The sequence below is a fragment of the Halomonas sp. 707D4 genome, from assembly GCF_024158685.1.
In the GTDB taxonomy this organism is placed as follows: domain Bacteria; phylum Pseudomonadota; class Gammaproteobacteria; order Pseudomonadales; family Halomonadaceae; genus Vreelandella.
The window spans coordinates 1-14872 of record NZ_JAMZBD010000022.1 but is presented as its reverse complement, the minus strand read 5'-3'; the positions used below and the strand labels follow the sequence as shown (position 1 = coordinate 14872).

The 14872-nt window shown below is 61.9% G+C and carries 13 protein-coding genes and 1 pseudogene; 12 read left to right on the top strand and 2 right to left on the bottom strand.

Annotation, left to right across the window (positions count from 1 at the left end):
- The 9 genes and pseudogenes from nudF to BIS11_RS02005 all read left to right on the top strand — a co-directional run.
- Positions 1 to 312 (top strand): annotated as a pseudogene (gene nudF, locus BIS11_RS02045) (ADP-ribose diphosphatase); the annotation flags it as partial.
- Positions 305 to 751 carry a DUF1249 domain-containing protein gene (locus BIS11_RS02040; RefSeq protein ID WP_253419828.1) on the top strand — a complete coding sequence of 149 codons (447 nt, stop codon included), beginning with the start codon at positions 305 to 307 and terminating at the stop codon, positions 749 to 751. The pseudogene nudF and the gene BIS11_RS02040, both read left to right, overlap by 8 nt.
- Positions 751 to 1485, top strand: a complete 735-nt coding sequence (locus BIS11_RS02035; RefSeq protein WP_253419825.1) for a metallophosphoesterase — start codon at positions 751 to 753, stop codon at positions 1483 to 1485. Before BIS11_RS02040 ends, BIS11_RS02035 begins: the two co-directional genes overlap by 1 nt.
- A gap of 163 nt (positions 1486 to 1648) precedes the next feature.
- A complete protein-coding gene (cysD, locus tag BIS11_RS02030) occupies positions 1649 to 2611 on the top strand; it encodes a sulfate adenylyltransferase subunit CysD (protein WP_253419822.1) in 963 nt (320 codons plus the stop codon).
- Positions 2611 to 4044: a sulfate adenylyltransferase subunit CysN gene (gene cysN, locus BIS11_RS02025; protein ID WP_253419819.1), complete on the top strand. Its 1434-nt coding sequence runs from the start codon at positions 2611 to 2613 to the stop codon at positions 4042 to 4044. Before cysD ends, cysN begins: the two co-directional genes overlap by 1 nt.
- Positions 4045 to 4291: 247 nt before the next feature.
- A complete protein-coding gene (locus tag BIS11_RS02020; protein WP_253419816.1) occupies positions 4292 to 4855 on the top strand; it encodes a type 1 glutamine amidotransferase domain-containing protein in 564 nt (187 codons plus the stop codon).
- The gene (locus BIS11_RS02015; RefSeq protein ID WP_253419813.1) at positions 4855 to 5997 is read left to right on the top strand and encodes an App1 family protein; all 1143 of its coding nucleotides are present in this window, start codon (positions 4855 to 4857) and stop codon (positions 5995 to 5997) included. Before BIS11_RS02020 ends, BIS11_RS02015 begins: the two co-directional genes overlap by 1 nt.
- Before the next feature lie 60 nt (positions 5998 to 6057).
- On the top strand, positions 6058 to 6732 hold the full coding sequence (locus BIS11_RS02010; RefSeq protein WP_253419810.1) for a zinc metallopeptidase: 675 nt from the start codon (positions 6058 to 6060) through the stop codon (positions 6730 to 6732).
- Between the two features lie 72 nt (positions 6733 to 6804).
- Complete coding sequence (locus BIS11_RS02005) at positions 6805 to 7410, top strand: hypothetical protein (protein ID WP_253419807.1); 606 nt, start codon at positions 6805 to 6807, stop codon at positions 7408 to 7410.
- Between the two features lie 431 nt (positions 7411 to 7841).
- On the opposite strand, the gene cmoB is transcribed toward BIS11_RS02005, so the two are convergent.
- Both cmoB and cmoA read right to left on the bottom strand, forming a co-directional pair.
- Entirely contained in the window at positions 7842 to 8849 is a 1008-nt protein-coding gene (gene cmoB, locus BIS11_RS02000) for a tRNA 5-methoxyuridine(34)/uridine 5-oxyacetic acid(34) synthase CmoB (RefSeq protein ID WP_253419804.1), read from the bottom strand.
- Between the two features lies 1 nt (position 8850).
- The gene (gene cmoA / locus BIS11_RS01995) at positions 8851 to 9594 is read right to left on the bottom strand and encodes a carboxy-S-adenosyl-L-methionine synthase CmoA (RefSeq protein WP_253419801.1); all 744 of its coding nucleotides are present in this window, start codon (positions 9592 to 9594) and stop codon (positions 8851 to 8853) included.
- 103 nt (positions 9595 to 9697) lie between these two features.
- Between cmoA and pgi the strand changes: the two genes are divergently transcribed.
- The 3 genes from pgi to parC form a co-directional block, all read left to right on the top strand.
- Positions 9698 to 11398, top strand: coding sequence for a glucose-6-phosphate isomerase (gene pgi, locus BIS11_RS01990; protein WP_253419796.1), 1701 nt, complete (start codon positions 9698 to 9700; stop codon positions 11396 to 11398).
- A gap of 156 nt (positions 11399 to 11554) precedes the next feature.
- The gene (parE, locus tag BIS11_RS01985) at positions 11555 to 13450 is read left to right on the top strand and encodes a DNA topoisomerase IV subunit B (RefSeq protein WP_253419793.1); all 1896 of its coding nucleotides are present in this window, start codon (positions 11555 to 11557) and stop codon (positions 13448 to 13450) included.
- Positions 13451 to 13456: 6 nt separating this feature from the next.
- Positions 13457 to 14872, top strand: a 1416-nt coding sequence (gene parC, locus BIS11_RS01980; protein WP_253585691.1) for a DNA topoisomerase IV subunit A, incomplete at its 3' end; no start/stop codon positions are given.

Below are 14872 nucleotides of genomic sequence, written 5' to 3'. Positions count from 1 at the left end.
GTGAATGATCTGACCCTGCTGCACACCTACTACCCGAGCCCTGGCGCCTGCAACGAGCGGGTCACGCTGTTTTGCGGCCTGGTGGATACCGCAAGCCTCGGTGGCATTCATGGCCTGGCCGAGGAGCACGAGGACATTCGCGTTCACGTGCTGAGTTTTTCGGCGGTGTGGGAACTTCTCGGCCAGGGGCGGCTCGACAACGCCATGTGTCTGATCGGGCTCTACTGGCTCAACGGCCAGCGCGCCACGCTGCGCGCCGCCCCTCATCAGGCGCCGAGTCCCCGTGAGTTTCAAAGGAGCGAAGATGGCTAGAGCCGCCTACGTCACCGACCTGCGATCGCTGCAAGGCGAGTGCAGTGCCAACTACGCCCGCCTGCTGCGCCTGGTGGGCAACCTGGAGGCCGGCCAGCAGCGGGATATCGCCCTGCATCAGGACGCGCGCCATCTGGGCGAGCTGCACCTGGCGGTGCTCGAGCAGGCGCCTTACACCACCATGGTCGAGCTCACCCAGAGCGGCCCGCTGGACGTCGTGCTCGAGGGCCCGCGCATGCGCGTGCATCTCTATCACGACGTGCGCATGGCCGAGGTCACCGATTTCCAGCGCCAGCGCCACTTCAACGGCCGCTACCGCTATCCCAATGCCAAGATGCACCAGCCCGACGAGAAGCTGCAGCTCAACCGTTTCCTGGGCGAGTGGCTGGCTCACGGGCTGGCCCACGGCCACGCCTACGACATGCCCGAGCTGCCCTGATGCGCCTGATCCAGATCACCGATGCCCACCTGCACGCGGACAAGCATGCGCGCTCGCGCAGCGGCGTGCCGTGGCGCCAGTTCGAGCGCGTGCTGGCGCAAGTGATGCGTGAGCGCCCGGACGTGGTGCTGCTGAGTGGCGACGTCAGCCAGGACGAGACGCTGGCTTCCTACCAGCACGCCTGCCGGGCCCTCGAGGGGCTTGCGTGCCCGTGGTTCTGGATTCCCGGCAACCACGACCAGCCCGATCTGATGGTCGAGTGCCACCCGCTGATCGACGAGGTCGACCTCGGCGCCTGGCGTCTCTTGCTGCTCGATACCCGAGTGGCACAGATGCCCCACGGCGAACTCGGTTCCGAGCGATTGGCGGCTCTGGGCGAGGCGCTCGAGCAAAGCGACAGGCCCGTGGTCATCGGCTTGCATCATCCGCCGGTCGAGGTTGGAGCTGCGTGGATGGACGCCATCGGGCTCAAGGATCGCGACGCATTCTGGCAGACCCTGGCGGACTATCCTCAGGTCAAGATCGTGCTGTTCGGCCATGCCCACCAGGCGTTTGCCCAGCGTCGATCTGTAGGCGAGCGCAGCGTCGAGGTCTACGGCTGCCCGGCGATGGCGGATCAGTTCATGCCCGGGGCGAAGGCGTTCGCCATCGACGAGGCATCCCGTCCCGGCTATCGCATCGTCGAGCTGCGCGGCGACGAATGGCAGACCTGGGTGGAGCGCGTGAACCTCTGATCCTGGCGCATGCGTCATCAGATAGTTACTAAAAGAATAAAAAGATAGTTATTAATTCTTTCGAGTTATTAAATGGACGCGTTACCCTAGTCCCACTGATCAGAATGAGGTGAATGCCGCGCGCCGTATGGATCGGACGCGGCCCGCCCAGAGGGAGTAGGCAATGACCCAGTTCAAAGCTCCGCCGAGCCAAGAGCGGCGCGAGACTTCCATCGCGATCGACGGCGCGCGGTTGACGCATCTCAAGCAGCTCGAGGCCGAGTCGATCCACATCATTCGTGAAGTGGCTGCCGAGTTCGCCAACCCGGTGATGATGTACTCCATCGGCAAGGACTCCTCGGTCATGCTTCACCTGGCGCGCAAGGCGTTCTATCCGGGCACCCCGCCGTTTCCGCTGCTGCACGTGGATACCACCTGGAAATTCCGCGAGATGATCGAGTTTCGCAACCGTATGGCGCGTGAGGCTGGCATGGAGCTTCTGGTGCACACCAACGAAGAGGGGCGGGCGGCGAACATCAACCCCTTCGATCACGGCAGCGCCAAGTACACCGACATCATGAAGACCCAGGCGCTCAAGCAGGCTCTGGACAAGTACGGTTTCGACGCTGCCTTTGGCGGTGCACGCCGGGATGAGGAAGCCTCGCGCGCCAAGGAGCGGGTCTACTCGTTTCGCGACAAGTACCACCGCTGGGACCCGAAGAGCCAGCGTCCGGAGCTCTGGAACGTCTACAACGCCAAGGTCAACAAGGGCGAGTCGATCCGCGTCTTCCCGCTCTCCAACTGGACCGAGCTCGACATCTGGCAGTACATCTACCTGGAGTCGATCCCGATCGTGCCGCTCTACTACGCGGCCCCGCGCCCCATCGTCGAGCGCGACGGCATGCAGGTGATGGTCGACGACGAGCGCCTGCCGCTGGCACCCGGTGAGGTACCCGAGCAAAAATCCGTGCGCTTTCGCACCCTGGGCTGCTACCCGCTGACGGGGGCTGTCGAGTCCACGGCGGCAACGCTTCCCGAGATCATCCAGGAAATGCTGCTGACGCGCACCAGCGAGCGCAGCGGCCGGGCGATCGACCGCGACCAGGTCGGCTCCATGGAGAAGAAAAAGCGCGAGGGGTATTTCTGATGGCACACCAATCGAACTTGATCGCCGACAACATCGAGCAGTACCTGCACGAGCACGAGAACAAGGACCTCTTGCGCTTCATCACCTGCGGAAGCGTCGATGACGGCAAGTCGACGCTGATCGGGCGAATGCTGCACGACTCCAAGATGATCTTCGAAGACCAGCTCGCCGCCATCACCCAGGCCTCGAAAACCAGCGGTACCACCGGGGATGCGGTGGACCTGGCGCTGCTGGTCGACGGGCTGCAGTCCGAGCGCGAGCAGGGCATCACCATCGATGTCGCCTACCGGTTCTTCTCTACCGACAAGCGCAAGTTCATCATCGCCGACACCCCGGGCCACGAGCAGTACACCCGCAACATGGCCACCGGCGCCTCGACCGCGAGCCTTGCGGTGATCTTGATCGACGCGCGCTACGGGGTGCAGACCCAGACCCGGCGCCACAGCTTCATCGCCGACCTGCTGGGCATCCAGCACCTGGTCATCGCCGTCAACAAGATGGATCTGGTCGATTTCTCCGAGGAGCGTTTCAACGAGATCAAGCGCGACTACCAGGCGTTCGCCACCAACCTCGATGCCCCGGACATCCGCTTCGTGCCGCTGTCGGCGCTGACCGGTGACAACGTGGTCAACAAGAGCGAGCGCACGCCCTGGTACTTTGGTTCCGGCTACGAGGGCAAGACGCTGATCGAGCTTCTGGAGAGCGTCGAGCTGAGCCATGACCAGAACCTGTCGGATCTGCGCCTGCCGGTGCAGTACGTGAACCGCCCGAACCTGGACTTTCGCGGCTACTGCGGCACGCTGGCGGCGGGCATCCTGCGCCCGGGGCAGCGGATCAAGGCATTGCCCTCCGGCAAGACGTCGCGGGTCGAGCGCATCGTCACTTTCGATGGTGATCTGAGCGCAGCCTACCCGGGGCAGGCGATCACCGTCACGCTCGAGGACGAGATCGATATCTCCCGCGGCGACTGGCTGGTCCAGGCCGACGCCAAGGTGCCGATCTCCAACGCCTTCACCGCGGACATCGTCTGGATGCACGAGGATGCCCTCACGCCGGGCAAGCTCTATGACTTCAAGCTCGCCACGCGGGATCTTTCCGGCGAGGTGCGCGCCATCGAGTACCAGGTGGACGTGAACACGCTCGAAAAGCACCCCGCCCAGGCGCTCGAGCTCAACGCCATCGCCCGCTGCGAGGTGGAACTGACCGCGAGCATCCCGCTCGACGACTACCGCGCAAGCCCCGGCACCGGCAGCTTCATCCTCATCGACCGGCTCACCAACGTGACCGTCGGCGCCGGCATGATTCGCGGGGTGGCAAGCGCTCGCGAGGCTTCGACCCGCACCGACTGGGCCGCTTTCGAGCGCGACCTCAACGCCCTGGTGCGCAAGCATTTCCCGCACTGGGAAGCCAAGGACATCGCCAAGTTGTTCTAGCCGTTCGCGTCTCGAAACCGGGCCGGCCCTTCGATGAAGGGCCGGCTTTTTTATTCCCGTTTTACCTGGCTTGTACAAGATTTAGTGCCCGTGGTATCTGGTCTGGTTCTATATTAGCGCTTGACGATTGTACAAGATGGGCCACACTTGTAAGGCGTTGTACGGCATGGCCGTAACGCGTAGTTGTCACGAGTAGCTACCACGAGTAGTCACCACGCAATGTCCTCATCACGAAATGGAGAGCATGATGAATCAAGCACTGAACGGTAAACGTGTCGCGATCCTGGCTGCCGACGGTTTCGAAGAGTCCGAGCTGAGCGTGCCCCGCGCCTCGCTGCAGAAAAACGGTATCGAGGTACATATCGTCACGCCGACCGGCAAGGGCATTCGCGCCTGGGCAGAAACCGAGTGGGGCGATACCTACGAGGCCGACAAGGCGCTTTCCGACGTTTCCGAGTCCGATTACCACGCGCTGGTACTGCCGGGCGGCCTGTTCAACCCGGACGAGCTTCGCACCAACGACGACGCGCTGAGCTTCGTCAAGGCGTTCTTCCAGGCTGGCAAGCCGGTAGGGGCGATCTGCCACGCGCCGTGGATACTGATCAATGCCGGCGTGGTCGAAGGTCGCGAAATGACCTCGGTGCACAGCATCGCCCAGGATCTCAAGAATGCCGGCGTGAAGTGGGTCGATGAAGCCGTGGTGTGTGATCAGGCGCTGGTCACCAGCCGTACGCCGGAAGACCTCGATGCCTTCTGCGCCAAGCTGCTCGAGGAGATCCAGGAAGGCAAGCATTCAGGCCAGCACGCCTGATGGCGTGGTACCACCAGTGGGCGAGCTTCGCCAAGCGGCTTGCCCACGTTGTCGCCAAGCCCATGAAGCGCGACAGCGGCCGCGGGGGGATGGTGGTCCATCCCTACCGTGGTTACGGGTCGCAGAAGGAAGTCTTCGTCATGGGGCGTGTATTTCGACAGGCGGCTCTCGGTCGCGCCATCCCACGGCGCGGCATCCTGCGAGATACTGCCGATGTCGCTCGGCGCATCTTTCGTCGCGGTTTCAAGGAGGCTGACGTCGAGCTGAGCTTGGGCCGCAACACGCTGACGCTGACGACCGATCGCGACGGCTACTTCGACGCCCATCTTCCCATCGAACACGATCTTCCCATCGACGTCTCCTGGCACCGTGCGGACATTCTCGTGCGCGCAAAGGGCCGGACGCCGGTGCGTACCAGCGCCGAGGTCTACGTGCCGCCCCCGGAGGCGGACCTGCTTGTGATCAGCGACATCGACGACACCGTCATGTTCACCGGCGTTGCCGAGAAGCTTAAGATGCTCTATCGGCTGTTCGTGCGCAAACCGCATCGGCGCACTGCCTTTCCCGGCGTGGCCTCGCTCTACCAGGCGCTCTATCGCGGCGTCAGCGAAAAGGCCGAGCGGCCGATTCTCTACGTTTCCCGCGGGCCCTGGGCGATCTACGAGATGCTCGAGGCGTTCTTCCAGATGAACCGCATCCCCGTCGGACCGATTTTGTTTCTGCGCGAGTGGGGCATCTCCTGGCGCAAGCCCTGGCCGCGCAAGGCCGAGGATCACAAGCGCGATCTGATCGATCGCATGCTGGGACTCTACGACGAGATGCCCTGCATCCTGATCGGCGATAGCGGTCAGCACGACCCGGAGGTCTACACCGAAGTGGTCAAGGCCTACCCAGGGCGCATCAAGGCCATCTACATTCGCCGGGTGGACAAGGACCCCAAGCGTCAAGAGGCCATCGAGCGCCTTCGCGACGAGCTCGCCGGCACGGATTGCGACCTGGTGCTGGCGGCCGACAGCGTGCTGATGGCCGAACACGCCCACCGGCAGGGCCGAATTTCTCGGCGCGGGCTGGACGCGGTCAAGCGCGACGTCAAGGAGCACCTGGCCGAGGAGGAAGCGGAGCAGGCCGGCATCTCACAGTGAACGGCGTGTAAACGCCGATCGCTCGTGGTACAAGGGGGCACTCCCGCTCGAGCACTTCTCATGATCGTTCTTCTCGTCGTATTGGCACTCGCCATCTTTCTGCTTCCCAACCTGTGGGCGCAATGGGTGCTCAAACGCCACGCCCGGGGCCGCAACGACTACCCGGGTAGTGGCGGTGAACTGGCGAGCCATCTGCTGCGGCGTTTCGACCTCGGCCACGTTGCGGTAGAGGTGAGCGAGCAGGGTGATCACTACGACCCGCTGACCAAGGCGGTGCGCCTCTCCCCGGAGAACTTCGACGGGCGTTCGCTCACCGCCGTGACCGTCGCCGCCCACGAGGTTGGCCACGCCCTCCAGCATGCCGAAGGCTACGCCCCACTGGTGGCGCGCAGCCGCATGGTCGGCGTGGCACAGAAAGCCGAAAAGCTCGGTGCGCTCTTGATGATGGTCGCCCCCTTTCTCTTCATCCTCACCCGCCTGCCCGGCGGGCTCGCCGCGGTAATCGCCATTGCCGTCATCAGCTTCGGTACCGCTGCGGTGGTGCATCTGGTCACCCTGCCGGTCGAGTTCGACGCCAGCTTCAACCGCGCGCTTCCGCTCTTGAAAGAGTACGTGCCGCCTTCCGACATGACCGGCGCCCGCCACGTACTCACCGCCTGCGCCTTCACCTACGTGGCGGCCTCGCTCACCAGCATTCTGAATCTGGGAAGGTGGCTGGTGATCTTACGACGATAATTTTATAAAATAAAAATTAATAATTTAATCATCTTTTGGTAAGTTGTAGTCAATTATGCTAAAGGAGGCATCTTGTTTTATTTTTTGAGGAAACAAAGTTTTTATATTTTAGTCATACTGTTTTTTACATTAGTAGTAATTGTATTACGTGCTAATGCATTAAAAAGTATAGGAACTGTAAAAGTTACGGTCGATGGAAATACTCAAGTTTACAATGTTGTAGCTGTTGAAGTTGAAGGTAATAGCTTTAGGTCGTCTAATTATATTGAATCTAATTCATTCCTATCTAAAAGCTCAGGCGGAAAAAGTTATTCTATATCTATCACTGGCTATGAAAAACCATCACTCTCTGATGATTTAAAAAAACTTATTCCGATAGAGGCCGATCGTTCAATAAGTGTTTTCGCTTTTATTAATTCTGAAGGAAAAGAGATTCGTAATGCAGCAATTACTTGGGAAGCAGATCCTGAAAAAAACTTTTATTGGGCGAGTGATAATACGGATGAACGTGTAACCCTTGATATCGAAAGTTATAATATAGACCCTACTCATGGAGAGTTCGTAGCTACCTTCAGCGGAACTGTATGTTCTACGAGCCTCCCTGATATTGAAAGAGATTACGATAACTGTAAAGAGGTAAGTGTTTATGTTGATAGTGAACTTACAAAAAATTATTAGGTGTTAATCTAAAAATATAGTTTGAACGCATATTTAGAAAATAAAAGTGAATATTGATAAAGATTTCTTCAAGAAAAGATAAAAATTGATAGTTGTAAAATTTGATTTGATTAATTTATAAATGTCTCAATAAAAATTAAACGAAGGTTTTATGGCAAAAAATTTACAGCGCTGCCTTAAGTATGTAAGCTTAAATTTAATTATACTATTTTCCAAGTTTTTAATTTTATCTAATTAAACTAAAATTTGATGTATTAATATAAGTTCTAGAGTTTATAGACCATATTTAATTTATTTAAATGGGTTCTATATATAGTTGATATTTTCCAAAAAATATAACGCAGTTGAAAGTCTTGCTTAAATTGGTTGAGAACCTTTGGTTATGCATATAACCAAAGGTTCTTTAGTAGCTTAAGCGCAATAGAAAATATCTAGCTAGCTTTGTTCGCCATCACCACCGCCCGCCGTGGCGCCGCATACCCCTCGATCGTGCGCGTGGGGTCTTCGGGGTCGAGAAAATCTGCAAGCGATTGGTAGCTCATCCACTCGGTGGAGCGCTGCTCGGAAAGCGTCGTCGGGGCTTCATCGACGACGCGCACGTTGGTGAAGCCGCAGCGGGTCAGCCAGTGGCAGAGTGCTTTGGAGGAGGGCAGGAAGTAGACGTTGGGCATCGCCGCGTAGCGCTCGCCGGGCACGAACACCGTCTGCTCGTCGCCTTCGACCACCAGGGTTTCCAGCACCAGCTCGCCGCCGGGGGCAAGGGCGGCTTTCAACTGGTTCAGGTGCTCGAAGGGCGAGGCGCGGTGATACAGCACGCCCATGGAGAACACGGTGTCGAAAAAGCCCAGGTTTTCCGGCACGTCCTCGATGCCCACCGGCAGAAAGTGGGTGCGGTTGCCGTCCACGTCGCCGACGAAGTGGCGCACCGCCTGAAACTGCCAGTAGAAGCGCGGCGAGGGGTCGATCACCAGCACGAAGGCGGCGCCCGCGCCGGCCATGCGCCAGGCGTGATAGCCGCTGCCGCCGCCGACATCGAGTACCTTGCGGTACCTCAAGTCGGAAAGGTGCGGCGCCACGCGCTGCCACTTCCAGTCCGAGCGCCACTCGGTGTCGATCTCGATGCCGCCAAGGTTGAACGGGCCCTTGCGCCAAGGCGCGAGCTTCTTGAGCAGGTTGAAGCACTGGCGCTGCTGGCTCTCCTCGAGCGTCATCTCGACGCTGACCGTATCGGCGTCGAGCATGACTCGGCGCGCCTCGGGCAGTGCCGGCAGTTTCTTCACCGCCTTTTCCCAGACGGAGAGATCTCCGTGACGCTTCTTGTCGAGTCCCGCGGCCAGCTGGGCGGGGAGCCGGGCGAGCCAGGGCAGCAGGGCTTCGTTCTCCGCGGCCTGGTCGAGAAACGCCTGGTAGAGGGCGCGGTGATCATCCGGTAACGGCACGTCAACCCTCCTTGAACGCGATCAGCGAGGCGAAGTTCAGGTACTGGAACCAGGTCATCGAACGGGGAAAGCCCGCCGTCTGCAGGCGCTGGTGCAGCGCGTCGAGGCTGTCGGGAACCAGCACGTTCTCGAGCGCGGTGCGCTTCTGGCTGATCTCGAGCTCCGAGTAGCCGTTGGCGCGCTTGAAGTCGTGGTAGCGCTCCACCCGCCAGGCGTTGTCGCGCTCGTCCGGGTCGACGGTCTTCTCCGACAGGATCAGCACGCCGCCGGGTTCGAGGGCGGCATAGAGCCTGGCGAGCAGGGCATCGCGGTCATCCGGTGGTAGAAACTGCAGCGTGAAATTGAGGATGATCATGCCCGACGAGGCGTACTCGAGGGTACGGATGTCTTCCTCGAGCACCGTCATGGCGTGTTCCGGGCACTCGGTGGAGAAGGTGTCGCGCGCTTTTTCCACCATGGCCGGCGAGACGTCGACGCCGGTATAGCGAAAGGCGTCCGCAGGCAGGGCGCCGGCCAGCGCCAGGCCCGAGGCGCCGAGCGAGCAGCCCAGGTCATAGACGTGGGCGCCGTGACGCAGATGGCGCTTCGCGATCAGGCTCAGCATGCCGAGAATCTGGCCGTACCCCGGGATCGATCGGCGAACCATGTCGGGGAAGCACGCCACCACCTGCTCGTCGAAAGAGAAGCGGGCCACCCGGTCAAGGGGTGTCGAAAAGATAGCGTCACGGTAAGATGCGTTACTCATGGGCAAGCCAGGATAGAAAGTGGAGGTTGCGTAGTTTACGCGTCCTTGACAACCCGCGACAGTCCCCGGCTTTGCAACGCCACGAACCAGAGGGCCCACGGCTTTGGCACGACACCACACTCCCGACCAGCTTGCCGCCTGGCAAGCGCTCGAGCGCCACGCGCACACGCTCCGTCAGGTGCACCTCAAGGAGCTCTTCAGCGCAAGCGAATGCCGCTGGCGCGCCTTCACCCGCGCGGTGAACGGCTTGACGCTGGATCTCTCCAAGCAGCGCTGGAACGACGAGACGCTGGGTCACCTGCTGGCGCTTGCGAAGGAGGCGGGCCTGCCCGGCGCCATCGAGGCGCTTTTGAGCGGCCAGCGGGTGAACGTCAGTGAAGATCGCCCGGCACTGCACACCGCGCTTCGCCTGCCGCCGGAGGCCACCCTGACGGTGGAGGGCGACGACATCGTCGCCGCCGTGCATGAGAGCCTGACGCAGATGGAGCGGCTGGTGGAGCGCCTGCACGCAGGCCAGTGGCGCGGCGCGACCGGAAAGCCGATCCGTCACGTGGTGAACCTGGGCGTGGGCGGCTCGGATCTCGGCCCCCTGATGGTCACCCACGCGCTGGCGGACTACCGCCCTGCGGACATCCATCCGGTGGAAGTGCATTTTGCCTCGACCATGGATGGCTCCCAGCTCGCCGACTACCTCGCCCGCTTCAACCCGGAAACCACGCTGTTCATCCTGTCGTCGAAGTCGTTCACCACTATCGATACGCTCTCCAATGCCAACACGGCGAAGGACTGGCTCCTTGGGCGGCTCTCCGAGCACGATGACCTGGCCGGAAGCGACCCGGTCAGCGCGGAATTGATCGTGCGCCAGCACTTCATCGGCGTCTCCGCGAGCCCGGAGAAGATGTGCGCGTGGGGGATCGCGCCGGATCATCAGCTGATGTTCTGGGAGTGGGTCGGCGGGCGCTACTCGCTGTGGGGCACCATCGGCCTGCCCATCGCGCTGATCGTCGGCATGACGCACTTTCGCGCACTGCTGGCCGGTGCCCATGCGATGGACAACCACTTTCGCCAGGCGCCGCTGGACCAGAACCTGCCGGTACTGCTGGGCCTGGCGGGCATCTGGAACGTCAACTTCCTGGATATCCGCGCTCATTCGATTCTGCCCTACGATGGGCGCCTCGAGTATTTCGCGGCGTATCTCGAGCAGCTCGAGATGGAGTCCAACGGCAAGTCGGTCACCCGCCAGGGCGAGGAGGTGGGCTACTCCACCTGCCCGGTGCTCTGGGGCCAGCTCGGCCCCAACGCCCAGCACGCCTTCTACCAGCTTTTGCACCAGGGCACCCAGCCGGTGGTGTGCGACTTCATCGCCCCGCTCAAGCGCTACGACGACATCGAGGACCCGGACACCCGGCGCCACCTCAAGGCCCAGCACCGCCTGGCGCTGGCCAACTGCTTCGCCCAGTCGCGGGTGCTGATGCTCGGCGACGACGCCGTGGCTGAGGAGGGCACGCCGCCGGCGCACAAGCGCTACCGTGGCAACCAGCCCTCCACCACGGTGCTGATGGACGAGCTTACGCCGCACACCCTGGGCGCGCTGATCGCGCTCTACGAGCACAAGGTGTTCGTGCAGGCGGTGATCTGGGACATCAACCCCTTCGATCAGTGGGGCGTGGAGCTTGGCAAGGCGATCGCCAAGGAGACCCAGGCGATGATGGAGGGCGAAAGCGCCCTCGACGGCCTCGACGCCTCGAGCCAGGGGCTGATCCGAACCTTCCGGGCCGCAGAGCAGGGCGAGTCGCCGGAGTAATGAAATCAACGCTGTCCAGCCTGACTCGGCCATGCCCAGTGCAAAATATATGGCTGGATATACAGTAATTTGCTTTTACGCTATGCTGTCTCTTTTTTTCGCCGCGCCCGTTCACCCGGCGTGGCCTGCGCACCGTTTCTCAGGAATTGATGCACCATGACCCAGTTTGATGCCTCCCAGTACGGCGCGAGTTCGATCGAGGTCCTTTCCGGGCTCGAGCCGGTACGCAAGCGTCCCGGCATGTACACCGACACGACCCGGCCCAACCACCTGGCCCAGGAAGTCATCGACAACAGCGTCGATGAAGCGCTGGCGGGTCACGCCACGGCCATCGAGGTGGTGCTGGCAAGCGACGGCGCCATCGAGGTCAAGGACAACGGCCGCGGCATGCCGATCGACATCCATCCGGAGCACGGCGTCTCCGGCGTCGAGCTGATCCTCACCAAGCTCCACGCAGGCGGCAAGTTCTCCTCGTCGAGCTACCGCTTTTCAGGCGGCCTGCACGGCGTCGGGGTGTCGGTGGTCAACGCGCTCTCTCGCCGGCTGGAAGTGGAAGTGACCCGTGACGGCGCCCGCCACGCCATCGCCTTCGAGCACGGCGAAAAGGCCGAGGAGCTCCACGAGATCGGCAAGGCCGCCAAGCGCGCCACCGGCACCCTGGTGCGCTTCTGGCCCGATGAAAGCTACTTCGACAGCCCCAAGCTCGCCCTTGGCCGCCTGAAGCACCTGTTGCGCGCCAAGGCGGTGCTTTGCCCAGGGCTTGCGGTAACACTGGTCGAGCCGGACGGCACCAAAACCGAGTGGGCCTACGCCGACGGCCTGCGCGACTATCTCGCCCAGGCCACCGACGGCTACGAGGTGCTACCGAGCGAGCCCTTCGTGGGCCACTTCAGCGACGACGAGCACGGCGTCGACTGGGCGATCCAGTGGCTGCCGGAAGGCGGCGAGGCGCTCCTTGAGAGCTACGTCAACCTGATTCCCACGCCCCAGGGCGGCACCCACGTCAACGGCTTTCGCTCGGGGCTTCTGGACGCGCTGCGTGAGTTCTGCGAGTACCGAAGCCTGCTGCCCCGCGGCATCAAGCTCACCGCCGACGATCTCTGGGAGCGCGCGTCATTCGTGCTCTCGGTGAAGATGCTCGACCCGCAGTTCGCCGGGCAGACCAAGGAGCGGCTGTCGTCGCGCACCATCGCGGCCTTCGTCTCCAACGTGGTCAAGGACGCCTTTTCGCTGTGGTTGAACCACCACGTCGACCAGGCGGAGCAGCTCGCGGAGCTGGTCATCAGCGCCGCCCAGAGCCGCCAGAAGAAGGCCAAGAAGGTCGCGCGCAAGAAGGTGACCTCTGGCCCTGCACTGCCCGGCAAGCTCGCCGACTGCTCCGGTCAGGACCCCTCACTCAGCGAGCTTTTCCTGGTCGAGGGCGACTCCGCCGGCGGCAGCGCCAAGCAGGCGCGCAACCGCGACACCCAGGCGATCCTGCCGCTGCGCGGCAAGATCCTCAATACTTGGGAGGTCGAGACCCACGACATCTACGGCTCCCAGGAGGTGCACGACATCGCGGTCGCGATCGGCGCCGACCCCGGCAGCGCCGATCTAGAGAAACTGCGCTACCACAAGATCTGCATCCTCGCCGACGCCGACTCCGACGGCCTGCATATCGCCACGCTTCTGTGCGCGCTGTTCGTGCGCCACTTCCCGGCGCTGGTGGATGCCGGCCACGTGTTCGTCGCCATGCCGCCGCTTTACCGCATCGATCTGGGCAAGGAGGTGCACTACGCCCTGGACGAAAGCGAGAAGGCCGCGATCCTCAAGCAGCTGGCCAAGAAGCGTGGTACCCCGAACGTTCAGCGCTTCAAGGGCCTGGGTGAAATGAGCCCGTTGCAGCTTCGAGAAACCACCATGGCGGTGGAGACCCGGCGGCTGGTTCAGCTCACGCTCGAGGATGGCGATGGAACGCTCGAGATGATGGACATGCTGCTCGCCAAGAAGCGCGCCAGCGACCGCAAGAAGTGGCTGGAAGATTACGGCAACCTCGCAGACATTGAGGTATAACCCCCGATGACCATGGATATTCAGGTGGCCGAAGGCGACGTCGAGCGTCTCTCCCTTCGCGATTACACCGAAAAGGCGTACCTCGACTACTCGATGTACGTGATTTTAGACCGGGCGCTTCCCAACATCGGCGACGGCATGAAGCCGGTGCAGCGGCGCATCATCTACGCCATGCGTGAGCTTTCGCTCAACGCCAACGCCAAGTACAAGAAGTCCGCGCGCACCGTCGGCGACGTGCTAGGCAAGTTCCACCCCCACGGCGACAGCGCCTGCTACGAGGCCATGGTGCTCATGGCCCAGTCGTTCAGCTACCGCTACCCGCTGGTGGATGGACAAGGCAACTGGGGCAGCCCCGACGACCCGAAATCCTTTGCCGCGATGCGCTACACCGAGGCGAAACTCTCGAAATTCGCCGACGTGCTGCTCAGTGAGCTTGGTCAGGGCACCGTCGAGTGGGCGCCGAACTTCGACGGCACCATGCAGGAGCCGGTGGTGCTGCCGGCGCGTCTGCCCCACGTGCTGTTGAACGGCGGTACCGGCATCGCCGTCGGCATGGCCACCGACATTCCGCCGCACAACGTCTCCGAGGTGGTCGAGGCGACCTGCCATCTGCTGCGAAACCCCAAGGCCACCACCGCGAATCTGATGGAGTTCATCACCGCGCCGGATTTCCCCACAGACGCCGAGATCATCACCCCGGCGGCGGACCTGCGTAAGCTCTATGAAGCCGGCCGCGGCTCGGTGAAGCTGCGTGCCCGCTATGTACGCGAAGAGGCCAACATCGTCATCACCGCGGTGCCCTACCAGGTGAGCGGGGCCAAGGTGCTCGAGCAGATCGCCGCGCAGATGCAGGCGAAGAAACTGCCCATGGTGGCGGATCTGCGCGACGAATCGACCCACGAGGAGCCCACGCGCCTGGTGATCGAGCCGCGCTCGAGCCGGGTGGATGTGGAATCACTCATGGCGCACCTGTTCGCCACCACGGATCTCGAGAAGAACGTGCGGGTGAACATGAACGTGATCGGCCTCGACGGCCGCCCGCGCGTCATGCCGCTGCCGGAGATGCTCGGCGAATGGCTGACCTTCCGCCGCGCCACCGTACGCCGGCGCCTGGAGCACCGTCTCGGCAAGGTCGAGGATCGCCTGCACATCCTCGAAGGACTCTTGACCGCCTACCTCAACCTCGACGAAGTGATCCGCATCATCCGCGAGGAGGACGAGCCCAAGGCCGCGCTGATCGACGCCTTCGCGCTTTCCGAGCGCCAGGCCGAGGCGATCCTGGAGCTTCGTCTGCGCCATTTGGCCAAGCTCGAGGAGATGAAGATTCGCGGCGAGCAGGAGGCGCTCGAAAAGGAGCGCAAGACGCTCACGGGCCTGCTCGGCAGCGAAGCGAAGCTCACCACGCTGATCGAGAAGGAGATC

Coding starts and splice junctions, on each gene's coding strand:
- BIS11_RS02020 (WP_253419816.1), top strand. CDS start 4,292: ATGAATCAAGCACTGAACGGTAAACGTGTCGCGATCCTGGCTGCCGAC.
- BIS11_RS02010 (WP_253419810.1), top strand. CDS start 6,058: ATGATCGTTCTTCTCGTCGTATTGGCACTCGCCATCTTTCTGCTTCCC.
- BIS11_RS02035 (WP_253419825.1), top strand. CDS start 751: ATGCGCCTGATCCAGATCACCGATGCCCACCTGCACGCGGACAAGCAT.
- parE (WP_253419793.1), top strand. CDS start 11,555: ATGACCCAGTTTGATGCCTCCCAGTACGGCGCGAGTTCGATCGAGGTC.
- cmoA (WP_253419801.1), bottom strand. CDS start 9,594: ATGAGTAACGCATCTTACCGTGACGCTATCTTTTCGACACCCCTTGAC.
- BIS11_RS02015 (WP_253419813.1), top strand. CDS start 4,855: ATGGCGTGGTACCACCAGTGGGCGAGCTTCGCCAAGCGGCTTGCCCAC.
- cysN (WP_253419819.1), top strand. CDS start 2,611: ATGGCACACCAATCGAACTTGATCGCCGACAACATCGAGCAGTACCTG.
- cysD (WP_253419822.1), top strand. CDS start 1,649: ATGACCCAGTTCAAAGCTCCGCCGAGCCAAGAGCGGCGCGAGACTTCC.
- BIS11_RS02040 (WP_253419828.1), top strand. CDS start 305: ATGGCTAGAGCCGCCTACGTCACCGACCTGCGATCGCTGCAAGGCGAG.